The sequence below is a fragment of the Psychrobacter sp. genome (genome assembly GCF_018260395.1).
Lineage (GTDB): Bacteria > Pseudomonadota > Gammaproteobacteria > Pseudomonadales > Moraxellaceae > Psychrobacter.
On record NZ_JAGLBC010000070.1, the window covers coordinates 1 to 12,185 of the forward strand.

Here is a 12,185-nt window from a genome sequence, read left to right on the forward strand (position 1 = left end):
GGAACGATTTTAGCTATCAGCAGTGCTAATTTGCGAATGTTCCACACGCCCTAATCATTGCTTTTTAATTATAGTTATATTTATTTCTTAATCATCTTATTTATCTTATTTCTTAAAGGAGCTATATCATGGCTGTACGCAAAAAACCTGCCCCAAAAACATTTAAAGCGGCTTATCAAATCTTAAAGATAAATGCTGAAGATCTGCAAAGCTCAAATGAACCAGACATTGATAATTTGATGAATACCGTTGAACAGTCCATTGCTGCTTATAAAATATGTCAGGCTCGTATTGAGGCTGTCCAAAGGGCTTTGGATGCAGCTTTTGATGAAGATGTTGAAGTCATGGAACACCATGAAGCTAAAGAACACACAGAAGGTAAGTCTATTCAACCTGATAATTTTGAGTCAGATAGTGAAGCTGAATAAAATCTTAATATGCGATCTAAATTAATGAACATACTTATCGCGCCAGACTCCTTTAAAGAAAGCTTAACAGCTGTAGAGGTGTGTCAGGCCATAAAGGCTGGGCTTAGCCAAGTTTTTCCAGAAGCCAACTACACGCTGTTACCTTTAGCCGATGGCGGTGAAGGCACATCAGAGGTACTGTCATTCGTATTAGACGGTTATTGGCGGCAATTGACGGTACATGACCCTTTAATGCGTCTAATTACCGCAAAGTATCTTATAACTAAAGACGGTACAGCTGTCATTGAAATTGCAGAAGCGTGTGGTCTACATCTACTGACTGAAGAAGAGCGCAATCCATTAATTACTACAAGCTTTGGTGTGGGTGAAATGATTACCGATGCTATTAAGCAAGGGGTAAAAAGTATTCTAATTGGTCTTGGTGGAAGTGCAACCAATGACGCCGGAGCTGGGATGCTTCAAGCACTAGGTGTTAAGCTCACTGACTCAGCAAATAATGAACTGTCGCCTGGTGGCAGCCAGCTTAATCATTTAAAAAACATTCAATTTGGCGCATTGGAAGATTTGCTTTCAGAAATTCAAATATCCGTAGCCTGTGACGTAACCAGTCCCCTATGCGGCCCTACCGGGGCTAGCCATGTTTTTGGCCCGCAAAAAGGCGCAAGCATCAAGGAAGTCTCACTACTCAATCAGGCTTTAAACCATTTTGATTTGGTAACGAGTGCTCACAATGTTAATGTTAAACATAACAATACAAATTTTCGTGAAATGGAGGGTGCTGGTGCGGCTGGTGGATTGGGCTATGCATTAATGGCGTATTGTAAGGCAGAATTAAAGTCTGGATTTGAAATCATTGCAAGCCTTGTAAATCTTGATGATCACTTGGCTAACGTTGATTTGGTAATTACTGGCGAAGGCAGGTTCGATGCACAAACGGCGATGGGTAAAGTAGCCAGTGGCGTTGCCAATCAAGCTAAGCTGCATAATAACTTACCCGTTATAGCAATTTGTGGCGCTGTCGATCGTCAACACATTGAGACTGTTAAACAAAGACACGATCCCTCGCCTATCTATAATCTGTATAACAACACGCCAGCCTTCGATATTGTTGTACCTAGTATTCAAAAGCTTGATAATATTGAAAATATACTTAAAAATGCTTATAACAATGTCGCAATCACCGCATACCAAGTCGCGACTGGTATTAAGCTTGGTCAAAATTTAAATCTTTAAGCCTTTTAAAGCCATTGAGTATTAATATAAATCAAATAATAACTGAATGCATGAAATTCAACCTTAAATTTTGTTGCAAATGAAAGCCATTTATTATTTATAATGATAGCCTCCCCTACAAGAATATGAAGGAAGTGAAATTGACAACTCAAGCTCTCGATAATTCCCAAAAAAAACAAGTTGCTATTATACTAGGCGGTCAATCCCCCGAGCATGCCATCTCTATCAATTCTGGATGTTCATTATTAAATCATATCGATCAAAGCCTATTTGAAGTTCAAGCCATTTATATAGATATGGACGGTCGTTGGTGGCAATATCCAAAACAAGATGAATATAATTCAGAATTATTCACTACGTCCAATGCACTGTCTATTGCCAATCGATGCACTATCATCCCAGATAAGTCGTATCAGTTGGTTCAGCTACCTACACTTGACAAAATAGCTTGTGACGTCTGCTTTTGTATTGTCCATGGATCTAGCGGTGAAGATGGCAAGCTACAAGGTTTATTCGAAATTGCTAATTTGCCCTACGTAGGTTCTGATGTGGCGGGCTCTGCTGTCGCAATGAACAAAGTCATTATGAAAGACATGCTCAATGCCAATAACATTCCAACAGCCAATTACCTTGTTATTGAAGATAGCAGCTGGAACACTGAGGCTAACGACTTAATTGAGCAAGCTCATAGTCTAAAACTTCCTATTTTTGTTAAGCCGGCGAGTACAGGCTCTAGCGTCGGTATAAGTAAAGTAGATAGCTATGATGAGTTAAAGCCTGCTATTGACTATGCCTTGAAATTTGACCCTCAAGTATTGGTCGAAGAAGGTATTACCCCTGCTCGAGAACTTGAGGTTGCGGTTATAGGCAATCATAATCCTTCAACCAGTTGTTTTGGAGAAATCAATCCACCAGACGGCTTTTATGACTATGCTTCCAAATACTTAAATGATAAGGCGGAACTTCATTATCCTGCAGCTATAGAAACTGATATCGAACAAAAAATGCGTGATATAGCCACTACCGCTTATAAAGTTTTAGGTCTAAAAGGGCTAAGTCGTGTGGATTTTCTGCTCGATCGAAACACCAATAAACCCTACATTATTGAAGTGAATACTTTACCTGGGTTTACCCATATTAGTATGTATCCAAAATTATGGGAAGTTTCTGGCAAACCTTATTCACAGCTGATTACTGAGCTGATAGAACTGGCCTTACAAGCGCATGAAAACAAACAAAAACGTCAAGTAGACTTCGACAGAGAGTTAAATGAGCTAAAGAATTCTTTGGATTAGCTTATGCTTAGTAATGTTTTGGAGAATAACTACTGGCTTGTAATGCAGATCAAATTATTGATAAATAGACAAATTAGCTTTTAATAAAAAACCGACTAACCTATAAGTTAGTCGGTTTTTAATGTTTAAAGCATAGCTTTGCTTAACTAGCTTTAATCATTTATCTTTTAGCTATTGCTTTTTATAAAACTAAAAATCAATGGACTATATCACTTTACCATTTTTACAAACACGCCATACCCTGACTGTGGCATCTTATCTACCGGAATAAATTGTAAGGCACCACCATTAATACAATAGCGTAAGCCGGTTTTATCTTTAGGGCCATCGTTAAAAACATGACCCAAATGTGAGTTTGCCACACGTGATCGTACTTCGGTACGCACCATATTATAGGCAGTATCTTTGTGCTCAATAATAACTTCAGGGGCTATCGGCTGCCAAAAACTTGGCCAACCACAGCCTGAATCATATTTATGAGTCGATAAAAATAAGGGTTCTCCACTTACCACATCTACATAGATACCTGGGGCAAATAAATGGTCATATTCATGACTGAACGCACGCTCAGTCCCAGCCTTTTGGGTAATATCATATTGCGATTTAGTTAAGGTGTTTTTAAGAGCATTTTTATCATAGTTGGCATAACGCTTAGGATCCAAAGCCTCTTTAACGGTCGTAGCTGAAGCTAACTTCGATACTTTGTTTGATGATGCCAATTTATCATCGGCTAAACTTAAATCAATATGGCAGTAGCCATTAGGATTCTTAGCCAAATAATCTTGATGATACTCTTCTGCCATTGAGAAGTTGGCCAACGGTTTATCTTCTACTACTATATTTTTATTGTATTTAGTTTCAAGCTGCTTTAATGCTCTATCTATAACTGCTTTATCAGAAGCATCTGTAAAGTAAATACCTGTACGATATTGTACGCCCCGATCATTACCCTGTTTGTTTAGACTCGTCGGATCAATCACTCTAAAATAATACTTCAGCACCGTTTCTAAGTCTATTTTATCCGCATCATAGACAACCTTTACGGTTTCAGCATGACCAGATCCTGCTATGACCTGCTCGTAGCTTGGATCTTTAATACTAGGGTTACCATTTGCATAGCCTGAAACGGCGTCAACCACACCATTTACACGCTCCATATAGGCTTCTAATCCCCAAAAACAGCCTCCAGCTAGATAGATTGTTTTGGTATTAATGGGAGCGCCCTCTGAATTGTAATAAACACCATTCTTGTTGATAACGCCATTTGATTTAGCGGATGAAGTACTATCAATGCCAGCTACTTTAGGTTTGGCTTTACTATTTTTAAGATCATTAAAGTCATTACTAGCATTTTTTGCTAAAGCGTAAGCTTGTTCTTTGGTCAGATTACCTTTGATAAGTCTTACCAAATTCCCTTGCTTATCAAGAATTGCCCAACTGGGATAAACTTGCACGCCCAATTGTTTAATAAGATTACCCGAACTATCAATTAACACTGGAAGTTTTGGATAATCAGATTGCACGCCAGCATACCACTGTTTGAATTGAGCACTGTCTTGTTCGTTCAATTGTCCGGGACTGGCTACTGTCACCAGATTTAATCCTTCAAATGCCTTATCATTACGCCAACTCTGTGTCTCCTCCAATGTTCCTAAACATAACGGACACCAACTCGCCCAAAACTTCACCAACGTCGGTTTATTATTATCAATAACCTCACTACCTGTATTTCCTAAACCTGAAGTTAACTGTGGCAAAGCTTGTAATTGCTTTAGTAACTCGCTAGGTAACATATCTCGGCTATTGGCGATGCCTTGGTTTTGCTGTTGTATGGTGCTGGTATTGTCCTTGCCATTTTCAGCATTACCTGTCTGACCACAAGCCATTAGCAAAGTCGTACAAGCACTAAATAAACCAAGCTTAAAGACTGCTTTTAATTTAGGATTATAAGAATTAGTGTTATACATAGGCATTAAAAATTTCTCTATAAGTTAAGTGTTGATTTCAATATTAGCGCATTTAATATATTCGGGCATTTAATATATTAGGGTATTTTGAATGTAAGTACATATTCAAGTTTAAATAATAAGGCGATTATAATAGATACAAATATAAGCTGACATTAGAAGCATTGCATTATCATAACTGCAAAGAGTCACAGTATTAATTTTAGGTCATCTGCATTTTGTAATGAGTCTTAAATACCATCATGCCTCTAATACCCAATTTTAGCTAGGCTAAGTACGAAAGATTTTAAATACCTAGGGCGTGTCCCTTTATGGATTATGAGGCTAAAAATGAGATAGATTTTTGTCAAACACGAATAATTTCGAAGATAATATAGGCATATTAACTAGAAATTAGACACAGTTTGGCGAAAATATAGCCATTTTTAGACCATAACCTATTTAATTTGCAAATATGGACACGCCCTAATGTCTAGCCAACATAAACTGTTCTACATAGTCATCAGCAGGATGCTCTTGTAATTGTTGCGATGTGCCTGTTTGTACCAAACGCCCCCCATTTAAAATACTAATTCGGTTGCCAAGTTTTACGGCCTCATCAATATCATGGGTAATAAACACAATGGTTTTATTTAATTTTTCTTGAAGTTTCAATAACTGGTCTTGTAGCTGACTTCGAATTAAAGGGTCCAATGCCGAAAAAGCCTCATCCATTAATAATATTGAGGTATCAACTGCTAAAGCTCTGGCTAATCCGACTCGCTGCTGCATTCCCCCTGATAGCTCATCTGGATAACTATTATCTATATTCTCAAGTCCCACCTCATGCAGCCAGTGATGCGCAATCTCATGACGCTCGGATTTTGACAACTTTCGCACCCGCAGTCCATATGCCACATTTTGAATGACAGTCATATGTGGCACCAACCCAAAATGCTGAAACACCATACTGACATTGTTTTGACGAAACTGTTGTAGTGGCTTATCGCTAAGACTTAATACATTAATAACATTTGGTTGGTCAGCTGCGCGCTCTGCGCTGTTTAAATACTCTGGCATACCCTCGCTATGCTGAGTATCTATCCAAATCTTCCCTAAGGTTGGGTCGATTAATCTATTGATATGACGTATTAAAGTAGATTTACCAGAGCCTGATAACCCCATTATGCAGTGCAGCTCACCAGCTTTGATAGCCAAATTTATATTATACAACCCTACTGAATACCCGGTGCTTTGTAAAACTTGATTACTGCTCATGCCTTGCTCTAGTAAAGATAGTACTTTATTTGATTCAACATGGTTTGCACCGAATATTTTGCTGACATTTTCTAAACAGATATGAGTCATATTAATATTCTTATTTTGTGAAAGTATAAAAGTATAAAGTTTAAATCATCAGTCAAAAAACTTTAATGAATACTTCGATGATGAATCAACTCGTCACGTGCTCTTCGACCCCTACCAAACGCTTGAGTGATACGGTCAATGATGATAGCCATAATGACGATAGCTATACCAGCTTGTAACCCTTGCCCTATATTTAAAGTTTGAATAGACTGCAATACATCTTCGCCCAAACCAGGAGCCCCAATCATCGATGCAAGTACCACCATCGATAGCGACATCATTACTGCTTGGTTAACCCCAGCCATAATACTTGGCAATGCTTGTGGCAATTTAATCCAAAACAGTAATTGCGTATGCGTGCTACCAAATGATCTTCCAGCTTCAATTATCTCATGTGGCACTTGCTTGATTCCTAACATGGTCAAACGTATTAAGGGAGGAATTGCATAAATTACTGTGGCAAAAAGCGCAGGAACTTTACCAATTCCAAAAAGCATTAAAACTGGAATCAAATATACGAAGCTTGGCATGGTCTGCATCACATCTAGTATTGGCGTCACTACCTTACATAATGCTTCACTACCAGCCATCAAAATACCTACTGGAACGCCAATTACTATAGTTACCAATACCGAGACGAATAATAGCGACATGGTCTGAACCAATGCTGGCCATAAACCAAATGAACCAATTAAAAATAGCCCTAGACCACACGCTATAGCAAACCAAATCTTTCGAGTCGCCATCCATCCCAATAGCGCTATCAATACTATGATTAACCAAGGGGGTGTGATAGATAGCAAGTTTTCGATTGGTAATAATAAATACGTTAAAGTGACATGACTAATACTTCTAAAAATTTCACCGAAATTCTGCACAACATAACTAAGTAGATTATTAAGCTTGGTTTCAAAGGACCAAGTTGGGAACCAGCTCTTTGGTGAAGCGGTCAAATCATCAGCAGTATTTACAGAGGTATTAATTGTAGTAGTGTCAGAGCTGGGCACTGAATCTAAAGATACGTTCAGACTGATGGCAAGCCTATTTGCGGCATCCGCTGTTAACCAATTCTTCCAGATTTGTGGATGTTGCTGCAAAAACAACTTGGCTTGCTCATTCCCACTTCGCTTGTTCTCATTCATCTCCAATATAGCGCCATTAAGGATATCGGACGAAAACTGTACTTTATGATATGCCTCAACCAATTCTGGGTGTTTAGTACTAAATGGCATTGAAACTGCGATACCTAGCTTGGATACTGGAAATCCTGAAATACAATCTGTATTGCTTTTAGCATCCAAAAGCTTGTTCCAACATTGTTCATCATAGGCAGGAAAGTTAATAGAACCAAAATTATATTTCGCCATTAAGCCTGTCGGCTGCCAATAATAGAATAATAAGGGTTTATGCTGCTCAAAAGCAGAGGATATTTCAGCATCCAACGCCGCCCCTGTGCCCGGATGCACATAATTAAATGTCAAAATTTTTGAGTCTTGCGGTTTAGCTTTGGTTAATCCCAAATTATTAAGTAAATGGGTATTAAATACCTCACAAGTCCAGCCAGTAGGACAATTCAAAAATCGAGCCTTACTAGGACTTTCTGGATCAATAAAAAGGGTTGAGAATTTACTGATGTTTCGATAATCTTTTAATTCTGGGTGTTCTTCTAACACATAATTCGGCACGTACCAACCTTGAGTCGCACCGCCTTGTAGAGTGCTACCAATAATCTTAGCTTTATTAGCAGAAATAGCATCTTCCATGATTGGAGAGCGTCCTACCCATTGCTCCCCAATAACTTGAATATCATCTTGTGATAGGGCCGTCTCTAAAGCCGGTCCTGTCCCAGGAACCATCTCAGTCCTACAACCATAGCCTTCTTCAGCGATAATTTGCAGAACGGCAGAAATAAACTGCCCACTCTCCCATGTCAAAGAACCAAACTTAATAGGATGAGATTGACTGTCACCACAGGTTGCAAAAGCTTGTGCAGATAACAACAGCAAGCTAAGTAACAACCCTTTTTTTATATTGGTAATTAGTTCCACTGTGCCGCCTTTTATATTATATTGACTTAATGTAATTTCAGTCTACATTCATATTTTATTAAATACGATCCTTTAGCTGGCTGTTGTAACAAAACAAGAATAAAAAAAAGCCTCCCTATTTCAAATAGGAAGGCATAAACAAATCAGCACAGAACCGATTAATTAGAAATTACTATAATTTGCTTATTTGATTAAAAACTTTAAGCCCTTTTTAAACAAAGCACTATATGGAGGTAACATGATATCCATGGCATTAAACTTTGACTGAACAAAAATTGGCTTCATATGGCTCATGCGCTCAAAACCCCATTTACCATGATATGCGCCGATACCTGAATGTCCTACACCGCCAAATGGTAATTCATGCTGAGCAACATGCATGATGACCTCATTGATACAAACCCCACCAGAAACGGTATGATTACGAACATATTCAATATCATCACTGGCATTACCAAAGATATATAAGGCCAAGGGACGTGGACGGCCATTTACGAACTCAACAGCATCACGCAAGCCATTGACATGTACCAATGGTAAAATAGGTGCGAATAGCTCATTTTGCATCACATCGCTCTGCGAATCTGGATTTAAAGCGATAACTGGAGGCATTAAACGAGTTTCAGGATCTGCAGAGACATCCGTTAGCGGCACAACTTGCTCATTGGGCAATTTCTCTAAATAACCTTGTACCCGTTTAAACTGATTATCATTAATAATACGTGTATAGTCTTTATTGTTTGCAATATTTGGATAATGCTTATTAACCCATTCTTTAGCCAGTTTCACAAACTTACTGTGCAATGACGACTTGATCAATACATAATCAGGTGCAATACAGGTCTGACCAGCATTTAGTGTTTTGCCCATCATGATTCTATTCACCGCACTTTCAAGATTTACATCGTCTAGGACAATAACAGGCGATTTGCCTCCAAGCTCTAAGGTTACTGGTGTTAAGTTAGGGGCTGCAGCAGCCATAACTTTTTTACCAACACTGGTAGAGCCGGTATAAAGCAAATGGTCAAAAGGCAATTCACTAAACGCTACTGCTAAGTTTACTTCACCTACTGCAACCGATATTACATCAGCAGAAAAATGCTTAGCCACAGCTTCAGCGAAAGCTTGGGCAAATAAGGGCGCTGACTCACTCATTTTAATCATGATACGGTTACCAGCAACCAATGCATCAATCATTGGTCCGATGGCAAGGAATAAAGGGTAGTTCCAAGGCACCATGATACCAACAAGTCCCAATGGCTGGGGTTGTACCTCGTTGTGCGCAGGAAGATATAATTTTGATATGCCTGTACGTCGAGTCTTCATCCAAGATTTACCATGTTTTTTGGAATGAGAAATCCCTTGAAGACTAGGAAAAACTTCTGCGAATTGGGTTTCATCTTTACTGCGATTACCAAAATCTTTATTAATGGCATCGGTAAACGTTTGATTATTATCGATAAGCATCGCCTCTAAACTTTCAAGCAATGCCTCCCTATCCGTCCATGAATTTAAAGGGCGTTTACGACTTAACGCATGCATATGTTGAAACTGCTCGCTTAATTGTTCTTTTGTAGTAATAATACTTTGACTCATGTAAATATCCTTATGTATATGTCGTCAATACGGGTTACTCATTTATAATAACATTTGAAATAATACCACTTAAGTAAATGTCACTTTTAATAAACAAATAATTTTTTTAGAAATACAATTTTATTTAGCTTACTATGTTCTTATTATACTTTATGGTGTCTTAGCTATAATAAATCAATATAAAAGTAAATTCTGCTATTTATTTTTAAAAGAGTTCACTATAAAAGCTAAATTTAACAAGTGACTTAAAAATATAAGCTATCATGGTTTTAATATTACGCTTAATGAGTTTCAAATCTGACTTTACTGCTGTTAATTTTATATCTGCAATAAATTTTAGTTAATTATGGCTATTTAAAATGAATAACAATATATGCCCTAGTAAAAATCTAACGCTTCGTACGCTTTTAAACGCTGACTATACCAGTACACATGAAGCCATGTTACATACCACCTTATCTCGTATCGAAAATAAAAAACAAGGTATAGTTACCGCTAATGAATTATGGATAGTAGAACACAATGATGTCTATACTTTAGGGCAGGCAGGCAAAGAAGAACACATATTACAGCGTGGCAAAACTCCTATCATTCATACGGATCGCGGGGGTCAAGTGACTTGGCACGGTAAAGGTCAGTTGGTAGTTTATTGGCTAATTGATTTAGAAACAGCAGGTTGGACACTTCGTGACTTGGTGTCTCATGCTGAGCAAAGTATTGAAGACGTTCTTAATAGAACTTTGAGTGGTAATCGTGAACAGCAATTTTATGCAAAATCACGCCGTGATGCTCCTGGTGTCTATATTTATAATGTTAATCATTTAATGTTAGGTAAAATAGCTTCTTTAGGTTTTAAAATAAAACATGGTTTTAGCTATCACGGTATTGCTTTAAATTTGACCTGTGATATTAGTTCATTTAATGCCATAAACCCTTGTGGATATGCAGGTATGCAAATGCTTAAACTACAAGATTTTGTGGATTTGCAAACCGTTTCAATTAAGGATGATTTAATAAGTGATACATCATCTAATAACTACATTTCTGATAACAAGACAGATATAAATCAACCATCAGATATGAATCAACCATTGGTTAATTTACCAGTCTCGAAGTTAAAGGTCACTGAGCAATTACTAAGTAATATTCAAAAACGTCTATATGGTGATATTAAGTTGCGTGATATAGAGGATAAAGAGTTATAAATTTTTTGTTTTTGTCCACTATGTCAAATGAAAAGAACTCAAGGGTTTAGATAAAATATTTATGTTCAACGTTAATCTTTTTATGTAGGCTTAATGGCTTAATCGCCACTTGAAATGAAATACTGACAAATGACATTTAAACTAAATTTTGTTTATCAGGTACTATGATTTTCTATAAAATAAATTGAATAGATGCTCTAAAAATTATAATGAGAAGTAACTTATGACGACAGACCCAGCGTATAAAAGACCGTCTTCGTATGACGCCAATACAACTAGCTTAACTTCAAATGAAATACTTAAAGCCACATCTATTCAAGACGTTAATAGTATGGATAATAAAGATAGTATTGGTACTTTAGATAGTAGCTTAAAGTTAGATAGTAGCTTAAAGAGAGCCTCTTCCTCTTTAACTAGAAACCCTTTAATGACCAATCCTGACACCATAACTCTAAATGATTTAATAAGTGACAAAGAAACACCTTGGCAAGTATTTAACTGTAAAATCATTGAAAATTTGACCACTCAAGACCAACTACTGCCTTTTATCTATCATTATGACGCCTTAGCAGAAGAATTAAAAAAGGCAAACCTGCTAACTGGCAATTTACTCAAACAGTTTCAAACGCCAATGACTTCTGCCCAAGCTGCACAATTACTAGGTTTGGATTCAAAACTCGTACCGACGCCTTGGATGGTAAAAGTTACTTGCACTTTAGTGATGTTTTGCGAACGACTTCAAATTGCACTAAGGTTGAAATTCACCAATACTGCTAAACAATTTGATCCGGTTTATACCTCTAATGCCAAAAAAGCGATTGAAGCTTCAATGCAGGACTGGCATTTTTACGGTGATATATTTGTACTAAATAAGGGCGTTAAGCCACTTGTCATGACAATTGACGAAGACTGGATTGAAATCCCGCAAAACACTGAATATCAGCTATTACCAGGGGAATTTGGTTTGACAGCTTTGGCATTACTTGAGGAAAACAAGTCATCCATTAGCAATTTAGAAGAAGCTATTAGCCAAAGATTGATATAAAAATTATAAAATAAATCATAA

8 protein-coding genes and 1 pseudogene are annotated in these 12,185 nt (G+C 37.5%); 5 read left to right on the forward strand and 4 right to left on the reverse strand.

Features of this window, described 5'->3' with window-relative positions; translation table 11 throughout:
* Window positions 1–128: 128 nt before the first annotated feature.
* The 3 genes and pseudogenes from xseB to QZ265_RS06675 all read left to right on the forward strand — a co-directional run.
* Window positions 129–332: pseudogene (xseB, locus tag QZ265_RS06665) on the forward strand (exodeoxyribonuclease VII small subunit); the annotation flags it as partial.
* Between the two features lie 120 nt (window positions 333–452).
* On the forward strand, window positions 453–1,661 hold the full coding sequence (locus tag QZ265_RS06670) for a glycerate kinase (RefSeq protein ID WP_296404620.1): 1,209 nt from the start codon (window positions 453–455) through the stop codon (window positions 1,659–1,661).
* A gap of 140 nt (window positions 1,662–1,801) precedes the next feature.
* Entirely contained in the window at window positions 1,802–2,956 is a 1,155-nt protein-coding gene (locus QZ265_RS06675; protein WP_296404621.1) for a D-alanine--D-alanine ligase family protein, read from the forward strand.
* 209 nt (window positions 2,957–3,165) lie between these two features.
* On the opposite strand, the gene msrAB is transcribed toward QZ265_RS06675, so the two are convergent.
* From msrAB to QZ265_RS06695, 4 genes are all read right to left on the reverse strand, one after another.
* Window positions 3,166–4,929 carry a bifunctional peptide-methionine (S)-S-oxide reductase MsrA/peptide-methionine (R)-S-oxide reductase MsrB gene (msrAB, locus tag QZ265_RS06680; protein WP_296404624.1) on the reverse strand — a complete coding sequence of 588 codons (1,764 nt, stop codon included), beginning with the start codon at window positions 4,927–4,929 and terminating at the stop codon, window positions 3,166–3,168.
* A gap of 459 nt (window positions 4,930–5,388) precedes the next feature.
* Window positions 5,389–6,270: an ATP-binding cassette domain-containing protein gene (locus QZ265_RS06685; RefSeq protein ID WP_296404626.1), complete on the reverse strand. Its 882-nt coding sequence runs from the start codon at window positions 6,268–6,270 to the stop codon at window positions 5,389–5,391.
* Between the two features lie 62 nt (window positions 6,271–6,332).
* Window positions 6,333–8,318: a glycine betaine ABC transporter substrate-binding protein gene (locus tag QZ265_RS06690; RefSeq protein WP_296404628.1), complete on the reverse strand. Its 1,986-nt coding sequence runs from the start codon at window positions 8,316–8,318 to the stop codon at window positions 6,333–6,335.
* Window positions 8,319–8,501: 183 nt separating this feature from the next.
* On the reverse strand, window positions 8,502–9,914 hold the full coding sequence (locus QZ265_RS06695) for a coniferyl aldehyde dehydrogenase (protein WP_296404630.1): 1,413 nt from the start codon (window positions 9,912–9,914) through the stop codon (window positions 8,502–8,504).
* Window positions 9,915–10,273: 359 nt separating this feature from the next.
* Between QZ265_RS06695 and lipB the strand changes: the two genes are divergently transcribed.
* On the forward strand, window positions 10,274–11,119 hold the full coding sequence (lipB, locus tag QZ265_RS06700) for a lipoyl(octanoyl) transferase LipB (RefSeq protein ID WP_296404631.1): 846 nt from the start codon (window positions 10,274–10,276) through the stop codon (window positions 11,117–11,119).
* Window positions 11,120–11,342: 223 nt separating this feature from the next.
* Entirely contained in the window at window positions 11,343–12,164 is an 822-nt protein-coding gene (locus tag QZ265_RS06705) for a hypothetical protein (protein ID WP_296404633.1), read from the forward strand.
* The last annotated feature ends 21 nt before the right edge of the window (window positions 12,165–12,185 follow it).

Coding starts and splice junctions, on each gene's coding strand:
- QZ265_RS06705 (WP_296404633.1), top strand. CDS start 11,343: ATGACGACAGACCCAGCGTATAAAAGACCGTCTTCGTATGACGCCAAT.
- msrAB (WP_296404624.1), bottom strand. CDS start 4,929: ATGCCTATGTATAACACTAATTCTTATAATCCTAAATTAAAAGCAGTC.
- QZ265_RS06670 (WP_296404620.1), top strand. CDS start 453: ATGAACATACTTATCGCGCCAGACTCCTTTAAAGAAAGCTTAACAGCT.
- QZ265_RS06685 (WP_296404626.1), bottom strand. CDS start 6,270: ATGACTCATATCTGTTTAGAAAATGTCAGCAAAATATTCGGTGCAAAC.
- QZ265_RS06695 (WP_296404630.1), bottom strand. CDS start 9,914: ATGAGTCAAAGTATTATTACTACAAAAGAACAATTAAGCGAGCAGTTT.
- lipB (WP_296404631.1), top strand. CDS start 10,274: ATGAATAACAATATATGCCCTAGTAAAAATCTAACGCTTCGTACGCTT.